A 21589-nucleotide genomic window follows, 5' to 3' on the forward strand; every position below is an offset into this window, starting at 1 on the left:
TACAGTTTTTGATTTATAGTAGTTAATAAATTTCCTTATTTACAATTTGCATCATTGGTTTTCCGTTTTTTGCGGCGATGAGGTTATTTGCAGCCATAATTGCCATTTGTGTACGGGTTTCTATGGTTGCAGAACCAATATGTGGTAATACACATACACTTGGTAATTGTAGTAATGGATTATTTGGAGACATTGGTTCAGGATCGGAGACATCTAATCCAGCTCCCCAAATTTCACCCTTTTTCAATGCTTCATACAAATCTGTTTCATTTACTACCTTACCACGTGCCGTATTGATGAGAATGGCAGATTTTTTCATGCGATTGAAAACGTCTTTATTAAATCGGTCTTGTGTTTCTGAAGAAAGGTTAGTGTGTAATGATATGACATCAGATTGCGTTAATAAATCGTCGAAATTGACATATTTAGCATTTACAAGCTGCTCCGCCTCTAGGTTACGATTTCGGTTATAATAAATGATATTCATATTATAAGCGGCCTGCGCTTTTTTAGCTAGTTCAAGACCAATTCGACCTAGTCCATATATTCCTAACGTTTTACCATTGAGTTCAATACCTAAGTCTTGCATAAATTCAAAGTCTTTCCATTTGCCCTCTCGGACTTCATTCGCGCGATAAAAAGCTTTTCTCGAAACGGCTAACATCAGTAAAAACGCAACATCAGCCGTTGCTCCACTCAATATTCCTGGTGTATTTGAAACAGGAATTCCGAGAGAGGTTGCACTTGCTAAATCAATGTGATCATACCCTACAGATGCTAGGGCAATGCCTTTGAGATGCTTACATGATTCTAAGAAATATTTATCTAAGTCGGCATGCCCCACGTTTAGTAATAAATCAGCTTGCTTACATTCTTCGATTAATTCTTGTTGGCTAAGGTGTTTGTTGTCACTGTTTATACGAACTTCTAAGCCATATTCTTTCAATACATCTAATGCAGTAGTTGGAATATTACGTGATATATATACTTTCATAATGATTCGAAAAATGAGTTATTTTTTACTGTTGAAATACGATGTGATCTGTTCCAAAGAAAATGCATTTAAACATTTATCTAATGACAATCCTCCTTTACGACCTACGAAAACACCATATTGCATATCCAGTAAACCTTCTGTACGGTGTGCGTCAGGATTAATAGACAATAGTACTCCTTTTTCTAACGCGTATCTATGCCATCGCCAATCTAAGTCAAGACGTAATGGATTTGCATTAATCTCAATAACAACTTTATTTGCCGCACACGCATCAATTATTTTTTTGAAATCCAATGGATATCCAGCTCTAGACAGTAATAGACGACCTGTTGGATGTCCTAAAATTGTTGTGTATGGATTTTCAATGGCTTTTAGTAATCGAGCTGTCGCTTTTTCTTCGTCCATTTTTAAGTTGCTATGTACTGAAGCGACTACGAAATCAAATTTAGATAAAATCTCATCTGAATAATCTAAAGAGCCATCAGATAAGATATCTGATTCAATTCCTTTGAAAATTTTAAAAGGAGCTAATTGGCTGTTTAAATTTTCTATATCAGCCCACTGTTGTTCTAATCTTTCTACACTTAAGCCATTTGCGTAAACAGCAGTTTTGGAGTGGTCACAAATCCCAAGGTATTCTAAACCTAATTCCTCTTTAGAGTAACGAGCCATTTCTGCTAATGAATGGACACCATCAGAATAAGTAGTGTGATTGTGTAAAGTTCCTTTTAAGTCTTCGTAAGTAATTAGTTGTGGCAACTTGTTTTGCTTGGCTAAATCAACCTCATCTAAACCTTCACGCAATTCAGGTTCAATATAGGCTAAGCCTAATTTTTTATAAATCTCATTTTCATCTGTTCCATGAGGAATCTCGTTCACGATGCTTGTTAATAGTTCAATATGCGTGCTTGAACCTGTTGTTATTAATAGGTCTTTTGCAAAGTTTTCAGTCGAACTGTATACTATAAATGGACAAGCATTTTCGTCAGTAAATGATATTTTGTTGTCTATTGTTTGAATTTGTGATTCGAATTTTAAACTCCCAATAGCCTCTTCCAAAATACTTGTAGGAGCATCGGAAATCAACTCAACTTGCTGTAATACTTCACATTTTCTACGAAATTCACCTGTAAAACTTAATTGATTTGCATGCAAGATATTTTGTAAACTACTAAAGATCTTATCCGCAAAAGGCAATACTTTGGCATATAAAAACCAACCTTGATTATCCATTGCAAATTCAATAGATTTTTTGATGTCTTCTTGGGTTTTTAGACCGAATCCTTTTGCTTCGATTAGACGATTCTCATTGCAGGCGTAGTATAATTCACCCACTGATTCTATTTCCAAATCATTCCAGATAATTTGAACTTTCTTGGGGCCAAGGCCTTTTATTTTAAGCATTTCTATAATACCAACAGGAGTCTTAGCTATCAATTCGTCAAGTTCAGGAAATGAACCTGTTGTAATCACTTGCTTGATTTTTTCGGCAGTACTTTTACCTATTCCTTGTTGGGCACTTAATTCTTCTAAAGATGCATTATCAGCAGAAAAAGGCAGTTTATCTATTTTGAACGAGGCACTTGCCATAGCCTTGGTACGGAATGGATTTTCATTATATAATTCCATTAGTTGTCCACAAAGTTTGAATGCGCGTGCTATCGTTTTATTATCCATGATATAATTAATTTTATTATCAAAAGTACTAAATAAAAAAATGTCGACAATTTTCATTGTCGACATTTCTTCGTATTGTTTGTTTTAGTATAGGACTAAAGTTGTGTTTGAGGTTTTTCTCTGTCTGCAGGACGTTCGTATTTGTCCACGATAAGACGTACCCCAGAGTTTTTAGTAAGAAATTTGATTGCCCAGTTTACAAATGTTACCATTTTATTTCGGAAACCAAATATTGACATCAAGTGAACGAACATCCAAGCTAACCAAGCTATGAACCCGTTAAGGTGTAGTTTTCCTAAATCAACAACAGCTCTATTACGACCTATCGTAGCCATAGAACCTTTGTCAAAATATTTGAAATTTTCTGTATTTGGCTTGTTAGAAAGAATATTAATTATGTGTTTAGCTACATAAGTGCCTTGCTGCTGTGCTGCAGGAGCTACACCAGGAAGACCTCTAGGTGTTTCTTCTGTAATCATAGCCGCTACGTCACCAATCGCATAGACACATTCCATACCCTCTACCTGACATTGACCATTCGTACGGATACGATTTCCTCTTTCAATAATAGAAGCGTCTATTCCCTCTGGAAATTGACCTTTTACGCCGGCACCCCATATAACAGTTTTAGTATTGATGCTTTCACCATTGTTAAATGTAATAGTATCACCATCATAACCCGTAACCTGTGTGTTTGTTAATACAGTTACACCTAATTCTTTTAGATATCTTTCTGAATCACGAGAAGATTTTTCAGAAAGAGCTCCTAGTATTTTGCCCGTTCCTTCTACTAAGTAGACTTTCATCTCGTTAACAGAAAGTTCAGGATAATCTTTTTTCAAAACGTGTAATTGAATTTCGGCTATAGCACCAGATAATTCAACTCCAGTAGGGCCACCACCTACGATTACAAAATTTAAATATGGAGCACGGTCTGAAGCATTTTTTAATAGCACTGCTTTTTCAAGATTTTGCAGCACATAACTTCTAATATCAAGTGCTTCTTGAATGCTCTTCATAGGCAGCGAGTTTTTTTCAACTTCCTTATTGCCGAAGAAGTTACTTGTTGCTCCAGAAGCCACGACAAGATAATCGTAGTCATATATTCCTACAGAGGTATGAACTTCTTTTTTGTTGTTATCAATACTTAAAACATCCGCTAGACGAAATTTAAAATTTTGTTGATTTTTAAACATCTTGCGAATAGGGAAGGAGATCGAGTCTGCAGCAAGAGTACCTGTAGCTACTTGGTACATAAGAGGTTGGAAAGTGTGGAAGTTGTTGCGGTCGATTAATAAAACCTCAACTTCTTTATCTTTTAATTTTCTTGCTATTTCGACACCACCAAAACCACCACCTATAATGATAACACGCGGGAAAGAACGTTCAGAACGATTTAATAACATATCGCTAGTTTGTTTGTTTTCTGTGAAAATTGAAATGCAAATATCTTAAAAAAATAACACATTTCAATATTAATTTATTAATAGTTTCTATTTCTTATTGCATAAAAAATAGTTTTTTGCCCATTTAAACGTATTTATGGTTGTTTATGCAAATACAACTTAGTGTAATTTATACACATTCTATATTGGGACAATGTGTTTTGTCAAAGGTTTAATAAAATTATTAACAAAAGATTAACTTTTTTAAACTGAAGAGTAAAGAAAAGAAACGCCCTTTATGAAGAGCGTTTTACTATTTTTTAGCCATAAATCCATTTGAATTTATATTCCAATTCTGGAACTTTAATTCTATCTGCTAAGCGTAGTAGGCGATCTGGTAATTTCATTAAGTAATCGCGGGCTTTTTCGCCTTGTTCATTTAAACCAGAAACTTGATCGATTTTCCAATCTGCGATCAGTTCTTTTAATATATCTACGTAGTCAATGGCAGTATACACATTCAATCGTTGAGCAGCATCAGAGAAATGTGCAAAAGATCCGCCTTTTGCTTCGCCTGATTGACGTAAAAAGTGAGCTGGCATTACAATTTTTTTACGCATCATATCTTCAAAAGCTAACATCACTTCACTTGGATCTACCTCAAAAGCTTTCGAAATAAATGACATATACGCTTTAGCGTGACGTGCTTCATCCGCGGCGATAACACCACACATTTTGGCTAATAATTTGTCGCCACTTTTCTTAGAAATACCAGCTACACGTCTATGCGAAACATTAGTGGCTATTTCTTGAAAAGATGTATATATGAAATTACGATAAGGATCGGCTCCAGTACCAATATCAAATCCGTCTTTAATCAAATGTTGTGTACTCATTTCGAATTCACGCATATTGATTCTACCAGAAAGATATAAGTATTTGTTTAATAAATCTCCGTGTCTATTTTCTTCAGCAGTCCAAGCACGCACCCATTTCATCCACCCACCTTGCTCATTTTTATCTACTTCTTCGACCATTGTTAACCATGATTCATAAGTAGGTAAAGCTTCTTCCGTAATTGTGTCACCAATCAATACCGCTACTAAATCATAAGGAAGTTCTTTGGCACTCTCTTGTAAATCACGTACTTCTTCGAAAAAAGTACTTCTAGAAGAATCTGGAAGAAAATCAGCTGGTTGCCACATTTCCTCAACAGGTTTTAAATATTCACTCATTTCTTTGAGCATATAAGGCTCCAAATAAGTCATTACTTCTTTCCTCGATCCCTCTGGAATATTTAATGGTAATTCTTGCATATTACTACAAAGGTATGTATAAAATTAAAATATGTATTCGGAAATTTAATAAAAAAAGTAGTTATATAAATTATTTTAAAGTCAAAATTTGAACATCTTTTACCAAAAGAATACATTTAAAACGCTCATTTTGGATGGATATGTATTACCTTTGTAATGAAAATTTTGAACATAAATTGAAAAAATTCGATATACAAAAGATCCGTGCCGATTTCCCTATTCTGAAAAGAGAGGTGAACGGTAAGCCCTTGGTTTACTTGGATAATGGTGCGACTACACAAAAGCCAAAGACAGTAATAGACGCGATTACAAACTATTATTCGGATATGAATTCGAATGTGCATCGTGGTGTACACTATTTGAGTCAAATATCTACGGATGCATTTGAGGTAACGCGTCGCAAAGTGCAGGAATTTATAAATGCTAGAGAAGATGCTGAAGTCATTATAACAAAAGGCACTACAGACAGTATCAATTTAGTGGCTGCTTGTTATGGTAAGGCTTTTATTCATGCAGGTGACGAAATTATTATTTCGGCAATGGAGCACCACTCGAATATTGTGCCTTGGCAAATGCTTTGCGAGGAGAAAGGAGCAGTTTTACGTGTGATTCCGATGAACAATTATGGTGAATTGGATATGGACGCTTACAAAAGCTTACTCTCTGAGAAAACAAAACTTGTCTCTGTCACTTATGTTTCCAATTCATTAGGAACTATTAATCCTGTGAAAGAGATTATTAAATTAGCTCATGCTAAGAATGTGCCTGTATTACTTGATGCAGCTCAAGCTGTTCAACACATTGCTATAGATGTACAAGATTTGGATGTAGACTTTTTAGCTTTTTCTGGTCATAAGATGTACGCACCTACTGGTGTGGGTGTATTGTACGGTAAAAGGGAATTGCTGGATTCAATGCCTCCGTATCAAGGGGGGGGGGACATGATTAAGGATGTTACTTTTGAAAAGACGACTTACAATGAGTTGCCTTTCAAATTCGAGGCGGGTACCCCAAATATTGAAGCTGGGATTTGTTTAGCGGTAGCGATAGATTATATTAATGATTTAGGTATTGAGAATATCAGAGCCTATGAGGACGAATTGTTGGATTATGCTACCTCGAAAATTAAAGAGATCGCGGGTGTAAAAATTATTGGAGAGGCAGCTAAAAAATCTTCTGTACTTTCATTTGTGGTAGATGGCGTTCATCCGTATGATATAGGTGTGATTTTAGATAAATTGGGTATTGCTGTGCGTACTGGACACCACTGTGCACAACCGGTAATGGATCTGTTTAATATTTCTGGAACAGTACGTGCGAGTTTGGCGGTGTATAATACCAAAGAAGATATAGATAATTTTATTGCGGGTTTGACTCGTGCATTAAAAATGCTTTTATAAAAGATGACAATTAACGAAATACAAGACGAATTAATCGAAGATTTTTCTTTTTATGGCGATTGGATGGAAAAATATGAATATATCATCCAATTGGGTAAGGAAGTTCCTTTGATCGATGAGCAATACAAAATAGATCAATTTATAATTAAGGGCTGTCAATCCAAAGTTTGGTTATTTCCAGAGTTGGTAGATGGTAAAATAAATTTTAAAGCAGATTCTGATGCGATTATCACCAAAGGATTGGTGAGTTTGATGGTAAAAGTATTATCTGGACATACAGCAAAAGAAATCGCAGATGCCGATCTTTATTTTATAGATCAAATAGGATTGAAAGAGCATCTATCGCCAACTCGTGCGAATGGATTGTTGGCCATGGTGAAGCAGATGAAATTATATGCAATTGCATTGCAAAGTAGATAAAAAATAAGCGGTCAATTTTGACTGCTTATTTTTTATCTACTTTTATATGTTGAGCTTCTAAATTCTTGCCAAAGAATATAAATGCTTTTTCTGAAAAATCCTTGGCATCATCAGTGGTGTAAAATTCTAATTTTCCACCTTCACTACATTTTTCTTCTATTTCTAGATGACGAATTAAATAATCCGCTAAACTTTCAGCAACCAATTCACCTTGTGCCAAGATTTGGATGTGTTCTGGTGTGTATTTTCGAATAATTGGATATAAAATAGGGTAGTGCGTACAGGCCAGCACTATGGTGTCAATAGTAGGAGATTGACTCAAAAGCTCATTAATATCTTTCTGTATAAAATAATGTGTACCATCGCTATTGATTTCGTTATTTTCCACCAAAGGAACCCAAAATGGACAAGCTTGTTGGTAAACTTGTATTTCGGGATTGAACTTAGCAATTTCAATCAAGTAGGAGTTAGAGAGTACTGTCCCTGGGGTAGCTAAGATACCTATCGCATTTGTTCTGGTATACTCGTGAATTGATTCAGTCGTTGGACGTATAACACCCAAAACTTTTTTACCTTCAGGGAGATCATTCTGTTGGATGCTTCTTAGAGCTTTTGCAGATGCTGTATTGCATGCTAATATCACCAAATTACAGCCTAAATCAAATAGTTTGAATACACATTCTTTGGTGAATTCATAAACTGTTTCGAATGAACGTGTGCCATAAGGTACGCGTGCATTATCACCCAAATAGATGTAATCATATTCTGGTAATTTTTTGTGTATTTCTTTGAAGACGGTTAAACCGCCGTAGCCAGAATCAAAAATGCCAATTGGACCTTGTGTGCGCATAAAACAAAAGACTTAGGATTATACCTAAGTCTTCGCTAAATATTGAATATTTTGACTAGGTCTAATCACTTAAAACTTTAACAAAGATGGCTTTTCTTTATAAGTTTTCCATAATAATTCTCCAAATAAAGTATTAGCCCAAGCAAACCAGTGGCGTGTGAATTTTTTCGGATCATCTTTATGAAATGTTTCGTGCATAAATCCAGTATCCCCATGAGTGGAGGCTACCATTTTTATGCAATCGCGAATTTCATTATCGTTAGTTGAAGTAAATGCGCGCATTGTTATAGCCATTGGCCAAATCATATCACGACCAATGTGTGGTCCTCCAATTCCTTCTCCTGCTTTGCCCTTGAAGAAGAAGGGATTGTCTTCTGATAATATGAATTTGCGCGTGCGTTGATAGGTTTCGTCGTTGACATCTACTGCTCCCAGGTACGGTAGTGATAATAAGGAAGGGACATTGGCATCGTCCATCATCAATGCGCTTCCAAAGCCATCAACTTCGTAAGCGTAGATTTTACCATATTTTGGATGATCAATGATGCCATAATCATTTATTGCTTTCTGGACTTCATCTGCTAAGGATTCCATTTTAGAAGCTAATATCGTATTGTTTTTTACCTTCCTTAATATTTCAGCGGCTTGTCTTAAACTTATTACAGCAAATAAATTAGATGGAATCAAAAATGGAAAAATGGAACAATCGTCAGACGGTCGGAAGCTTGAACAAATAAGACCTACAGGATTGACGGGGTATCCCCACCCATCAACTTGTAAGGTATCTGTTCCGCGGGGAGTCGTGCGCATAAAGTTATATGGTCCTAAATTGTCTTTGCGTTGTTGTTCTATGAAAGTTTTGTAGGTGTTTTCTTGCGCTTTTACCCATTCGTCATTAAATGGAGTGGTGTCTTTTGTCGTTTTCCAGTACTCGTAAGCAAGACGGATTGGGTAACAAAGCGAGTCTATTTCCCATTTACGCTCATGGATACCTGCTTTCATTTCTGTGTGGTCTGAAAACCATTCTCCTTCTTTAGTAGGGTCGTTATAAAATGCGTTTGCGTACGGATCAATATTGATGCATTTTGATTGCTTATTAATTAGTCCTAAAATCAAATCTTGTAACTTACGGTCTTTGTGCATAAACTGTAAATAGGGCCATACCTGTGCGCTACTGTCGCGTAACCACATGGCATCTATATCCCCAGTGATTACATATGTTAACTTTTGAGTAGACGTGGATTCATCATAGATTGTAGTATCTAAGGTATTGGGGAAGCAATTGTTAAAAAGCCAGCCTAACTCAGGGTTATTGACTTTTTTTTGAAATTCTTCAATTGCATTTTCAATTACATAACTCGTAAAATGCCTCTTATTTAAAGGAACTCTAACTGTTGGGAATCGTGTATTTACAGTTCCGAAAGAGAATTTATTCGCCATTAATCCAACACTAAATAACGCGCTTTGCTGTAAAAATTTTTTTCTATTCATGTTTATATGGTTGTACGATTTTAACTATTTAAAACGTTTTAGCATAAGCGAATATAGTGTATTTTCTAAATAAATAAAAAAGTGGCATGAAATTAGATAATTGATTGCAATATTGCTTAAAAAATACATTTTTAAATCTTTAATTATTGTATTTTCTATTTAAAAATACAAGTTTCCTTATGAGAAATAAAAAAAAATATATTGTTGTTGGTTTAGTTTTTACTTTAGTATTTGTTTGTAACTCGCTGATTGTTAAGGCTCAGGTTGAAAATGAGGTGTATTCTTATGAGCAGTCGACAAAGTACAATAATATATTGTATAATGTGAGAACTAGATTTCATACTTCGTCAAAACCTTTTCTTTTTAAAAATGAGTTGTTAAATAGAAAGGACTCCTTAGAATATGCGAACTCCTCTTCATCAACTAATTTTATCATGCGGAAATTGTTTAATGAACATTTAGTTGATGTTGAAAAAGAAGATCATTCCTTCTATTTAGATTTTCTGCCTGATTTTCAAATTGGTTCCGAATTGATCGATAACGATAATCGTTCTACATGGTTGAATACAAGGGGAATACAAGCTGGGCTTACAATTAAGGATAGATTTACATTCTATACCTCTCTATATGAGAATCAAGGTGTATTTGCTAATTATTTGGATCAATATATCGCTGAAACAGGCGTAGTTCCAGGGCAGTCATCCTCCAAAAACCCATTGGGTAAAACAAAAGATTGGATGTATGCAACAGCTAGTTTAACGTATGATTTTAGTCCTTATTTTCAATTAACAGCCGCTTTTGATAAAAATCATATAGGTGATGGGTATAGATCTTTATTGTTATCAGATTTTTCATCAAATTATACACAGCTAAAATTTACTGGTGAAATTGGTAATGTGCAGTATACTTCGGTATGGGCATATATGAATGATCCTGTAAATCCAAGATTGGATTCTCTAAATTCTGGTGGTCGTTTCGGTGATGGGATTAAGTATGGTGCATTTCAGTATATAGATTATAACGCAACTAATAGATTGTCTGTCGGATTTTTTCAAGCTGTGGTATGGGCAAATCGTAATCAAGCTGGTCATAGAGGTTTTGATTTTAATTATTTAAATCCTGGTATCTTATTTCGTCCAGTTGAAAATAATAATCGTACTTCTCCTGATAAAATGTTTTTGGGATTGAATGCAAAGTATAAAGTTCTAAATAATATCACGGCCTATGGACAGTTTTTATTAGGTGAATTCACAGCGAAAGAATTTTTTGCAAACAATGGATATGCACATAATAAATGGGGGACACAATTAGGTGTACGTGGATTTGATATGTTTGGCGTGCAGAATTTACATTTCTTGGCTGAATATAACTTAGTAAGACCTTATACATATCAACATTTTGCTTCTATCTCAAATTACAGTAATAATGGTGAGCCATTGGCACATCCTAGAGGAGCTAATTTTAGAGAGTTTTTGGGTACTGCACAGTACACTTGGAATAGATTTGAATTCAATGGTAAGGCGATGATTAGCAGTTTTGGTACCGATCCAAATGCGGAGACTAATATGGGGGGAGATATATTTCAACCTTATACAGCTATTCCTAATATGTATGGCAACAAAATTGGACAAGGGGTTAAGAATAATCTATACTTCGCAGATTTGCGTGCCTCTTATGTCTTAAATCCAAAATATAATTTGCGCTTAGAATTAGGATACACGCAGCGGTATAGAAGAATTGAAGGAGAGGCTACACAGAAATCAGGCGTTATTAATTTTGGCTTACGTTCAAGCTTCCGTAATTTTTATGGTGATATTTAAAAATTGAATATCTATATTTATTCATTAATCTATAATATGAAGAAAATATTGGTATTAAATGGTCCTAATTTGAATCTATTAGGTGTTCGTGAAAAAAGTATTTATGGCAATCAGTCATTTGACGAATATTTTGTGTCCTTGAAAGCAAGATTTAGTAATGTGGAATTATCGTATTTTCAAAGCAATTCAGAAGGTGCGATAATTGATAAACTTCATGAAATAGGATTTGATATTGATGGAATAGTTTTGAATGCAGGGGCATATACCCACACCTCTGTCGCTATTGGTGATGCAATAGCTGCGGTAAATACACCAGTAGTCGAAGTGCATATATCTAATGTTCATCAACGTGAATCATTTAGACATCATTCCTATCTTTCTAAAAACTGTAAAGGTGTGATTTTAGGTTTTGGGTTAGATAGCTATCGGTTGGGAATCGAAAGTTTATTATAAAAAAGAGGCTTATGAATAAGCCTCTTTTTGTTTTGACTTCCGTTTGATTATATGTAGTGTAAGGGATAATATTGCACAGCTACCCATAGCTATCAGTATTGGTTGCGGAGTATTATTGTGAAACAAACTTACTAAACCAGAACTCAATGCTCCCAATCCCATTTGTAGAAATCCTAATAAGGCAGATGCGGTGCCAGCACTTATTTTAAATGGTTCCATAGCCATAGCAGACGCATTTGGAAAAATAAATCCTTGACACATTAAATATCCAAAAGTAAGCCCCAGTATAACAGGAAGATTGATGTTATTGGTCCATAACAATATTAGCATTAATAAACCTACAACAACTTGTCCAAAATTAGCAACTATACATATATCTTGCATAGACCATCTTTTGAGAAAAATACGATTTAGTTGGGTGGAAAGAATTAATGCAGACGCAACAAAGGCAAAGGCGATACCATATTCTTTTTTACTTAGTCCGTATAATTCCTGCAATACAAATGAGGAGCCTGCAAGATAAGCATATAAGCCAGCAGAGGCTGTCGAAGCAATTAAGCAATAAAATATAAAAGTTTTATTTGTAAATACTTGAAAGTATTGTGTTGTGATGAATTTTGGTGCTAATGAGAACTGTTTATTACCAACATAGCTTTCTGGTAAAATAAAAATAGTCAACAATAAAATTGCAAATCCAATACTAAATAAAGCGATGAAAATGTAATGCCAATCAAAGTAATCTAAGAGAAATGCACCAGCTGACGGGGCTAATATCGGAGAAATAGCTATAACTAGCATTAATAAACTAAAAACCCTTGCCGCTTCTTTACCTTGGTAATAATCTTGAACCATTGCTCTTGATGCAACCATACCAGCACAACTGCCAAGCGCTTGTATAAAGCGTAATATAATTAAACTATCTACATCACGCGTAAATACACATAGAATAGAGGTAATCACATATATACATAATCCAACTATCAGTGGTTTTTTACGTCCGTACTTATCTAACAATGGACCGTAAATTAATTGTCCAATGGCTATTCCAATAAAGAAGGAGGTTAATGATAGTTGAACTTTTTCAATGTTGGAATTAAAATCTACAGCAATGGTATCGAAAGCAGGCAAATACATGTCAATGGAGAATGGTCCGATAGCTGACAGTAGCCCAAGAATCAGCAAAATAACTTTTTTGTTTTGTTTCATAATAATATAAAAGCCTCTTAAATTTTAAGAGGCTTTGAGTTTTGTTTTTATTTAACAGTTTTTGTATCTGCGGGTCTAAAAATTAAGTAGAGCCCTGCCAGTATGAATGGAACACTTAATAATTGCCCCATATTGATAAACATGGTGTCTTCAAATGCTTCTTGATTTTCTTTGAAAAACTCCATTATGAATCTTATGGTGAAAAGACCAATTAAGCCAATCCCAAATAGTAAACCTTTTTTAGGAGTGCTGTTTTTTTGATATGTAACCCAAAGTATTACAGATAAAACAAGGTATCCAAGAGCTTCATACAGTTGTGCTGGATGACGAGGCGTATTATCTACTTTTGTGAAAATAACTGCCCATGGAAGATTTGGATCTGCTACTTTACCGATGATTTCAGAGTTCATGAAATTACCTATACGTATAAAAGCTGCTGCAACCGGCACAACCAAAAGTAATCTGTCTGCTATCCATAAAAAGTCTGTTTTTGTTTTCTTCGCGTATAAATATAATCCGATCAATATACCTATTGCGCCTCCATGCGATGCTAAGCCCGCAAATCCTGTGAATCTCCATTCACCTCCTTCATTACTGAAAGGAAGAAACATTAACCAAGGTTGTGTGATATATTTATCGAATTCGTAAAAAAGACAATGACCGACACGAGCACCTAAAATAGTACCAACAAAGATATACATGGTTAGTCTATCTAAATCATCTTGTGTCTTGCGCTCTCTTTTGAAGACTTTGGACATCAGTATATAAGAAACGACAAATGCTAATAGCCAGCACATCGAATAATAGCGAATACCAAATGACCCAATGCTGAAAATATTCTCAGCTCCAGACCATTGAATTGCATTTAAAATAAAATCCATAAATGATTATTTTGAAGGTGTAAATATAAAATTAATAATTGTTTATATGCCTATCGATAATAAGAATATGATTATTTTTTGGAATCGGATAATTATTTTTTATTTTGTACGGAAACAAAAATAAGGTATGGCAAAGAAGAGTAGTAAAGAAGAAAATCATCAAGCTGTCGTAACAAAAGAATCTGTAAAATTCTTTGAAAAATATATAAATAATCCATCACCAACAGGATTTGAATGGGAAGGTCAACGTCTTTGGTTGGATTATTTGAAACCATATGTTGACGAAACATATATCGATAATTATGGAACTGCAGTTGGTATCATCAATCCTAAGGCAAAATATAAGGTTGTAATTGAAGCACATGCCGATGAGATTTCTTGGTTTGTGAATTATATTACTAAAGATGGTCTTATTTATGTGATTCGTAATGGCGGTTCTGATCATCAAATCGCTCCATCCAAACGTGTAAATATTCATACGGATAAGGGTACAGTAAAAGCAGTATTTGGATGGCCTGCTATCCACACGCGCTCAGGAGAGAAAGAAGAATCACCATCTTTGAAAAATATATTTTTGGATTGTGGATGTACTTCCAAAGAAGAAGTGGAAGCATTAGGAATCCATGTGGGGTCTGTGGTGACCTACGAAGATGAGTTCATGATTTTGAATGATCGTTATTACGTTGGTCGTGCATTGGATAATCGTGCGGGTGGATTTATGATTGCAGAGGTAGCGCGCTTATTGAAAGAAAATAAAAAGAAATTACCTTTTGGATTGTATGTAGTGAATTCTGTACAAGAGGAGATAGGTTTACGTGGTGCTGAAATGATTGCAGATTATATCAAACCAAATGTAGCTATCGTCACGGATGTGACACATGATACACAAACGCCAATGATTAATAAAATAACACAAGGTGATTTGGCCTGTGGTAAAGGACCAGTGGTATCCTATGCACCAGCGGTTCAAATAAACCTGAATCGTCAATTGATAGAGGTAGCACAAAAAAATAATATTCCATTTCAACGTCAAGCATCATCTAGGTTTACTGGTACAGATACAGATGCATTTGCATATTCAAATGGTGGTGTACCTTCAGCATTAATCTCATTACCTTTGCGTTACATGCATACAACTGTCGAGATGGTGCATAAAGAAGATGTAGATAATGTAATACGTTTGATATATGAAACGTTATTAACTATTGAGGATGGACAGGATTTTAGAAGTTTTACAAAATAAGAATTAGAGAAAAAATAGAATAGATATGAGCGATAATAATCAAAATGCAGTAGAAAATACTGAATTAAGCATTGAGTTAACAGAAGAAGTAGCAGAAGGAATTTACTCGAATCTAGCTATCATTACACATTCAACATCAGAGTTTGTTTTGGATTTTGTGAGAGTATTACCAGGAGTAAATAAAGCAAAGGTTAAATCTAGAATTATATTGACACCAGAACACGCATTTCGCTTGTATGGAGCGCTGCAAGATAATTTAAAGCAATTTGAGGCACAGCAACAAAAAGCTTTTGAAGTAGCAAAGGCAAATGCCGAAGCTTCCAATACTGGCAATACACCCAAAGATTTTCCGTATCCATTGGATCTACATCCAAAAGGAGAAGCATAATAATTGAAGCCCTATTAAGTTTGATAGGGCTTTTTTAATATTCAAAATTTCTGTTTAATATTATGGTATTAGATTTGTTTATATACCAATGACTTAAAGAAGAAATGTATGGATATTAAAGTTAGATTGCTTTCGAAAAAAGACTATTCGGATTTGAAAAAATCTATGACCGAGGCATACCATGGAGTAGGGGATGTGTGGACTAGAGAGAATATTGTTGATTTAATTGATGCCTTTCCCGAAGGACAATTGTGTGTAGAGGTAAATGGTCATGTAGTGGCTTGTGCTCTTTCTATCATTATTAATTCGAAAAAAAATAATATCTACAATTCCTATTATGAAATCATCGATGACGGTAAATTCTCAAAGCATGATTATGATGGAGATACATTGTATGGGATAGAGGTTTTTGTACATCCAGATTTTAGATCGCTAAGATTGGGTCGAAGATTATATGATTCTCGGAAAGAGCTTTGTGAGCAAATGAACTTGAAGAGTATTGTTGCTGGAGGGCGTATCCCGAATTACTATAATTATGCAGATGATATAAGTCCTCGTGTTTACATTGAAAAAGTGAAGCGTAAAGAAATTTTTGATCCAACACTCACTTTTCAACTTTCTAATGATTTTCATGTCAAGAAGATTTTGAAAAATTACTTGCCTGAGGATGCCGAGTCAATGGAATTTGCTACATTATTGGAATGGAACAATATCTATTACGAGCCTGATGCACGTTCTAATTCTGCCTCTAAGCAAGCCATTCGTTTAGGTTTAGTACAATGGCAGATGCGGTCATTTAAAGATTTACAAGAATTTTATGATCAAATTGAATTTTTCGTAGATACTGTGTCGGATTATGGTACAGATTTCATTATGTTTCCTGAGTTTTTTAATTCTCCATTGATGAGCCCTTACAATGATTTGCCTGAACGTATGGCTATGGAAAAGCTAGCTGAGTATTCTAAGGAGATTAAGCAGAAGATTACTCAATTTGCGGTTTCTTACAATGTAAATATAATTGCAGGTTCGATGCCTTTGTTTGAACGTGGTAAGTTATATAATGTAAGTTATCTCTGTCACCGTAATGGACATGTAGATCAATATCGAAAAGTGCATATAACGCCTAATGAATTCAAATATTATGGAATGGTAGGCGGTAGTGAAGTAAAGGTTTTTGATACAGATTGTGGAAAAATTGGGTTATTAATCTGTTACGATGTTGAATTCCCAGAATTGAGTCGAATTTTAGCTGATCAAGGGATGCAGATACTATTCGTTCCATTCATGACGGATACCCAAAACGGATATATCCGAGTTCGTCATTGTGCGCAAGCACGTGCCATAGAAAATGAATGTTATGTAGCGATTGCTGGCTCTGTAGGCAATTTACCTCGAGTAAATAATATGGATATTCAGTATTCACAATCTGCGGTATTTACGCCTTCGGATTTTGCATTTCCCAATAATGCTATCAAAGCTGAGGCGACACCCAATACGGAGATGGTTTTAATTGCAGATGTAGACCTATATGCTTTGCGAGATCTTCATGAGTATGGAACAGTGAAAATTTTGAAAGATAGAAGGAAAGATTTATATGAAGTAAATCTATTGAAATAAAAAAGAGCTGAAGTAATTCAGCTCTTTTTTATTTTATAACAAATTTATATTTTCTTCTGCTAGAATATTTTTTTTGTGGTCATCCCAAATACTAACTTGTACTTCACCGATATGGCAAAGTTTAAGCATAAACATACAAACACGAGATTGTCCAATGCCGCCTCCAATAGATTCGGTTAATTGATTGCTTAATAGCATCTGGTGAAATGATAATTGTGCTCTATCTTCGCAGTGTCTTATCTCCAATTGTTTTTGTAAAGCCTCTTTGTTGACGCGAATACCCATAGAAGATAATTCGAAAGCACTGTTTAATATAGGATTCCAAACTAATATATCACCATTCAAACCTTGGTAACCAGCGTCGTTCTCTGTACTCCAATCATCATAATCTGCTGCTCTACCATCGTGTACAAACCCATTAGATAGCACTCCCCCGATACCATACAAGAAAACTGCACCAAATTCTTTGGCAATAGCATTTTCTCTTTCTTTTGGTGTGTAATCAGGGTATTTATCTAATAATTCTTGGGATGAAATAAATTTGATTGCCTCAGGAAGAATAGCTTTTAGTGCAGGGAATTTAGACTCGATCTCTTTCTCTGTTTTTACTAATGAAGCATAAATATCATTAACAGTTTGTGTTAAGAAAGAAAGATTTCTGTTTTCCGGAAGTATTACTTTTTCCCAGTCCCATTGATCTACATAGATGGAATGAATAGGGGAGTAATCCTCATCTGGTCTTAGTGCACGCATGTCTGTAATGATACCTTCTCCAGCTTCTAAATCTAATTCTTTTAGACGTACTCGCTTCCATTTCGCAAGAGAGTGTACGACAACAGCCCGTTGTTCATTAAGTGATTTAATAGGAAAGGAAACGGGTCTTTCAATTCCGTTTAGGTCGTCATTAATACCTGTGCCATCTAAAACGATCAGAGGAGAAGAAATTGGTATTAGGTTTAATGCGTTTTTTAAATATGTCGAAAAAGTATCTTTAACAAATGTAATAGCTTGTTCTCTTTGTAATAATTCTCTGCCCATTAAATGTTTTTATAATTGGTTGTTACAGTAGGATAAATGTAAGGAAATCTACACATTTTAATCAATATAACAACAATGAAATGTTATTTTTATTAATATTATAAAAAAAGAGCTGCAGTAAGCAGCTCTTCGATATCTTGTATTTCAAAACTGCTTAAACGGAGAAACTTTCTCCGCATGCACAAGTCCGTGATGCATTTGGATTATGAAATTCGAATCCTTTACCGTTTAATCCATCTGAATAATCTAATTCTGTACCTGCTAAATACAAGTAAGATTTGATGTCTAAACAAATTTTAACGCCGTTATCCTCAAAAAATTGATCACCTTTTTTCTCTTCGTTGTCGAATTTAAGATCGTAAGATAGACCAGAACAGCCACCACTCACTACAGCAACACGTACAAAATAATTTTCATCGTATTGCTCATTATTCAAAATTTGCTGAATGCGCTCTTTTGCTTTTTCTGTTACCGTCACCATATTTAATAATCTTTTAAGATTAGTACAAAGTTCGTAAATAAATTGCAACACACAACAGTAAAACGTATGAAATTTGTCATTTTACGTGAGCAAATTAGCTTTGTATAATTGCCAGATAGGCGAATCATTCCGGATTTTTTGAACTGTTGACTTAATTTCATTTATAGTACTATCTAGTTCCTCTATCGTTGTATATTTTGATAGACTAAATCGTATACTGCATTGAGCATCTTCAGGTGATATTCCCATCGATAGTAGTACATGCGAAGGATCTCTATCTCCAGAGACGCAAGCTGAGCCAGATGAAACAGCAATGTTAGCAAGCTTAGGCATTAATTCCGCACTTTTAACATGTTTGAAAAGAATATTAGTGGTATTGGAGAGCCGACTTGCTATTTGACTATGTATGATAGTTTCTTCTATTTCCTGCGTAAGCCTCTGTTCTAAATAATTTCTTAGCTTTTCAACTTCTATATTATTTTTATTGGTGATTTCAAAAGCTTTCCCCATTCCAACGATAGCAGGTGTATTGTAGGTTCCTCCACGTAGACTTTTTTCTTGTTTACCACCTGTGATGAGTGGTTCTATTTGAATTGGTCTTGATTTACGACGTATAAAAACGCCTCCGATACCCTTAGGACCATGCAGCTTGTGTGCGCTAAAGCAACAAATGTCTACACCGGAACTGAAATAATTTATTTGAACTTTACCAATTGCTTGTGTTGTATCACTGAAGAATAAAACTTGGTTTTTAATTGCTATTTGTGCAATTTCTTCAATAGGATGTATTATTCCTGTCTCATTGTTGGCATGCATAAGGCAGATCAAAATGGTGTCTTTACGGATTGAACTTTCTAAATCTAGTAGATTGATATTTCCGTTTGCGTCAACTGATAAGTACGTGATTTCGGCTCCTTTTTTTTCTAATCCCTCCAGTGTAGTTAATACAGCTTTGTGCTCTGATTTTGTAGTAATGATATGCTTCCCAATTGATTGATATCTATCAAATATACCACGTAACACTAGATTAACGGACTCTGTAGCACCACTTGTAAAATAAATTTCATGCGGTGAGCACCCAAAATATTTGGCTAATGACTGACGAGCCTGCTCGATAGCTTGATGGGCAGTTCTACCCATTCTATGTTGAAGACTAGAGGCATTCCCATAATCTTCTCGAAGAAAGGGTAACATAGCATGCAAAACAGCATCATCAATACGTGTGGTAGCGTTGTTGTCCAGATAAATCATGTTATAAAGTTATCTAAAAAGTGGGTATAAAAGGTTTGATAAGTTGGATATTTTATAGATATTGCTCCACAAATAATTTATACTATATGGAAAACGTTGAAGGAAGAATAGAAAAATTGATTGATTTATTAGTTTTAAAAATCCCCGAGGTAGTTGCTGCAATCCTAATACTTTTTATTGGTCGATACCTAGTTAAGTTTATATTAAGGATTTTGGACTCAAGATTTCAAAAAAGAAATTTGGACATTTCAATTCGGGGTTTTATTACCAGTCTACTAAAGTTTGTTCTATATGCTTTATTGATATTGACCGTCGCTAGCACATTGGGGATAGAGACAACTTCATTTATTGCTGCATTGTCTGCATTTGGCTTGGCTGTAGGTATGGCTTTGCAAGGGAGTTTGTCTAATTTTGCAGGAGGGGTGTTGATTTTGGTTTTCAGACCATTTGAAGTAGGTGATTATATTTCGAGCGCAAATGGTTCTTCTGGTACAGTTGAGAAAATCGATTTGTTGTACACAACTATGTTGGATGACAACGGTATCTGTGTTTTTAGTCCAAATGGTACTTTAGCGAATTCGGTGATCAAGAATTTTACAAAAATTCAAACACGTAGAATTCAATTTACTTTTTTGTTGTCTTACGATGCCAATGTAAAGGTGACTAGAGAAACAATTTTAAATATAATAAATGAAGACGTTCGTATCGTGAAAACGCCATTACCAGTTGTACAAGTCGGTGATTTGAAAGATGGTGGAATTGAATTGATTATTAGAGCTTGGGTTGCACGTGAAAATTATTGGACTGTAAAAACAGATTTGGCAGAAAAATTACAGTCTTCATTTGATGCTGTGAATGTTTCTTTTCCACAATCTAGCATTAAAGTGCTTCATGATGAAAATTAATCCAAAGAATTAGTTAGGATGTAATAGCGGTAGGCAATAATAGCTTGCTGGAATTTAGACAGCTTCGAGGGATCTTTCTTGCTGTATTTAGGTAGTAAAGCTTTGTTAATTTTATTTAAGCTCTGAAAAAACTTTTTTTTCATTATCTAGACGTTTGATTCTAAATATTAAAAATACAAAAAAGTCTTGTGGTTTTCTGAGGGCACTGAAAAAGTCCTCTTCAAAAATTTGAGTATCAAAAAAAGGGAAAAAGCACATATTTAACCCACTGAGAATTTCTTATTTGAAGAGTTATTGATAAATGCTTTCAAATAGACAAAGGATAAGGGCTTATGAGTATAAAAATTCATAAGCCCTTTTTTAGTGGATAGTTTTTCAGTGCCCTCGGTTTTCTCACAAGACTTTTTGTGTTTTAATGAACAATCCATGTCTACTCTTCCTCTACCATTTAATTTTACCTCTACATCTGGTTAATATCGCTATGATTTAGGTTATGTTTTTGTAATTTATGAGGAAAAAATTTTCTTTAGAATGAAATTTGTTTTAAATTTATGATATTCAGTAAATGTGTTAGCTTATTTTATTTATTTAAACTTAAAATTTTAACGTTTATAGCTTTCAAAGCAAGATTGCAGTTTTCAGGTGGATATACCATTTAAACTGTCCCCCCTTCACCACTTCAAAGTGTCCCCTCAGAGTTGAGGTCTGAAAAGAACAAAAAGTTGTTGTGCAGATCGGTTCCTTAGACGGATATTTTTTGTCCGGTTTAA

General features: G+C 34.7%; 19 protein-coding genes. 8 read left to right on the forward strand and 11 right to left on the reverse strand.

Annotated features, from left to right (window positions below; all coding sequences use genetic code 11):
- Positions 1-22: 22 nt before the first annotated feature.
- The 4 genes from IPZ78_RS15185 to IPZ78_RS15200 all read right to left on the reverse strand — a co-directional run bounded on the left by IPZ78_RS15185 (position 23) and on the right by IPZ78_RS15200 (position 5375).
- Positions 23-994, reverse strand: a complete 972-nt coding sequence (locus IPZ78_RS15185) for a 2-hydroxyacid dehydrogenase (protein ID WP_225554840.1) — start codon at positions 992-994, stop codon at positions 23-25.
- An 18-nt stretch (positions 995-1012) separates the two neighbouring features.
- On the reverse strand, positions 1013-2674 hold the full coding sequence (locus IPZ78_RS15190) for a DNA polymerase/3'-5' exonuclease PolX (RefSeq protein ID WP_225554841.1): 1662 nt from the start codon (positions 2672-2674) through the stop codon (positions 1013-1015).
- A 95-nt stretch (positions 2675-2769) separates the two neighbouring features.
- Positions 2770-4080, reverse strand: coding sequence for an NAD(P)/FAD-dependent oxidoreductase (locus IPZ78_RS15195; RefSeq protein ID WP_225554842.1), 1311 nt, complete (start codon positions 4078-4080; stop codon positions 2770-2772).
- Between the two features lie 299 nt (positions 4081-4379).
- Positions 4380-5375 carry an acyl-ACP desaturase gene (locus IPZ78_RS15200; RefSeq protein ID WP_225554843.1) on the reverse strand — a complete coding sequence of 332 codons (996 nt, stop codon included), beginning with the start codon at positions 5373-5375 and terminating at the stop codon, positions 4380-4382.
- 134 nt (positions 5376-5509) lie between these two features.
- Here IPZ78_RS15200 and IPZ78_RS15205 point away from each other — a divergent pair, with 134 nt between their 5' ends.
- Complete coding sequence (locus tag IPZ78_RS15205) at positions 5510-6775, forward strand: aminotransferase class V-fold PLP-dependent enzyme (RefSeq protein WP_449618964.1); 1266 nt, start codon at positions 5510-5512, stop codon at positions 6773-6775.
- Between the two features lie 3 nt (positions 6776-6778).
- Positions 6779-7195, forward strand: a complete 417-nt coding sequence (locus IPZ78_RS15210; protein WP_225554844.1) for a SufE family protein — start codon at positions 6779-6781, stop codon at positions 7193-7195.
- A 25-nt stretch (positions 7196-7220) separates the two neighbouring features.
- Here the strand turns inward: IPZ78_RS15210 and murI are convergent, their stop codons facing one another.
- Complete coding sequence (gene murI, locus IPZ78_RS15215) at positions 7221-8045, reverse strand: glutamate racemase (protein ID WP_225554845.1); 825 nt, start codon at positions 8043-8045, stop codon at positions 7221-7223.
- Between the two features lie 69 nt (positions 8046-8114).
- Complete coding sequence (locus tag IPZ78_RS15220; protein WP_225554846.1) at positions 8115-9536, reverse strand: glycoside hydrolase family 125 protein; 1422 nt, start codon at positions 9534-9536, stop codon at positions 8115-8117.
- A 179-nt stretch (positions 9537-9715) separates the two neighbouring features.
- Between IPZ78_RS15220 and IPZ78_RS15225 the strand changes: the two genes are divergently transcribed.
- Together IPZ78_RS15225 and aroQ are read left to right on the forward strand one after the other, a co-directional pair.
- Entirely contained in the window at positions 9716-11356 is a 1641-nt protein-coding gene (locus tag IPZ78_RS15225) for a gliding motility protein RemB (RefSeq protein ID WP_225554847.1), read from the forward strand.
- Between the two features lie 36 nt (positions 11357-11392).
- Positions 11393-11809 carry a type II 3-dehydroquinate dehydratase gene (gene aroQ, locus IPZ78_RS15230; RefSeq protein WP_225554848.1) on the forward strand — a complete coding sequence of 139 codons (417 nt, stop codon included), beginning with the start codon at positions 11393-11395 and terminating at the stop codon, positions 11807-11809.
- 9 nt (positions 11810-11818) lie between these two features.
- On the opposite strand, the gene IPZ78_RS15235 is transcribed toward aroQ, so the two are convergent.
- Together IPZ78_RS15235 and lgt are read right to left on the reverse strand one after the other, a co-directional pair.
- Positions 11819-13015, reverse strand: coding sequence for a multidrug effflux MFS transporter (locus IPZ78_RS15235; protein ID WP_225554849.1), 1197 nt, complete (start codon positions 13013-13015; stop codon positions 11819-11821).
- Between the two features lie 47 nt (positions 13016-13062).
- On the reverse strand, positions 13063-13896 hold the full coding sequence (gene lgt / locus IPZ78_RS15240) for a prolipoprotein diacylglyceryl transferase (protein WP_225554850.1): 834 nt from the start codon (positions 13894-13896) through the stop codon (positions 13063-13065).
- 127 nt (positions 13897-14023) lie between these two features.
- On the opposite strand from lgt, the gene IPZ78_RS15245 reads away from it, so the two are divergent.
- The 3 genes from IPZ78_RS15245 (at position 14024) to IPZ78_RS15255 (ending at position 17144) form a co-directional block, all read left to right on the forward strand.
- Positions 14024-15139, forward strand: a complete 1116-nt coding sequence (locus tag IPZ78_RS15245; protein ID WP_225554851.1) for a M42 family metallopeptidase — start codon at positions 14024-14026, stop codon at positions 15137-15139.
- Positions 15140-15164: 25 nt separating this feature from the next.
- Positions 15165-15527, forward strand: a complete 363-nt coding sequence (locus IPZ78_RS15250) for a DUF3467 domain-containing protein (RefSeq protein ID WP_225554852.1) — start codon at positions 15165-15167, stop codon at positions 15525-15527.
- Positions 15528-15635: 108 nt separating this feature from the next.
- Positions 15636-17144, forward strand: coding sequence for a carbon-nitrogen hydrolase family protein (locus IPZ78_RS15255; RefSeq protein WP_225554853.1), 1509 nt, complete (start codon positions 15636-15638; stop codon positions 17142-17144).
- Between the two features lie 33 nt (positions 17145-17177).
- On the opposite strand, the gene asnA is transcribed toward IPZ78_RS15255, so the two are convergent.
- From asnA to IPZ78_RS15270, 3 genes are all read right to left on the reverse strand, one after another.
- Positions 17178-18182 (reverse strand): aspartate--ammonia ligase, encoded by a 1005-nt coding sequence (asnA, locus tag IPZ78_RS15260; RefSeq protein WP_225554854.1) that lies wholly within the window; start codon positions 18180-18182, stop codon positions 17178-17180.
- A gap of 154 nt (positions 18183-18336) precedes the next feature.
- On the reverse strand, positions 18337-18663 hold the full coding sequence (locus IPZ78_RS15265; protein WP_225554855.1) for a HesB/IscA family protein: 327 nt from the start codon (positions 18661-18663) through the stop codon (positions 18337-18339).
- An 81-nt stretch (positions 18664-18744) separates the two neighbouring features.
- Positions 18745-19914: a cysteine desulfurase family protein gene (locus IPZ78_RS15270; RefSeq protein ID WP_225554856.1), complete on the reverse strand. Its 1170-nt coding sequence runs from the start codon at positions 19912-19914 to the stop codon at positions 18745-18747.
- A gap of 86 nt (positions 19915-20000) precedes the next feature.
- On the opposite strand from IPZ78_RS15270, the gene IPZ78_RS15275 reads away from it, so the two are divergent.
- Positions 20001-20819 (forward strand): mechanosensitive ion channel family protein, encoded by an 819-nt coding sequence (locus IPZ78_RS15275; protein WP_225554857.1) that lies wholly within the window; start codon positions 20001-20003, stop codon positions 20817-20819.
- Positions 20820-21589: the final 770 nt, after the last annotated feature.

Origin of the sequence: Sphingobacterium bovistauri, from assembly GCF_020295405.1 — a bacterium.
In the GTDB taxonomy this organism is placed as follows: Bacteria; Bacteroidota; Bacteroidia; order Sphingobacteriales; family Sphingobacteriaceae; genus Sphingobacterium; species Sphingobacterium bovistauri.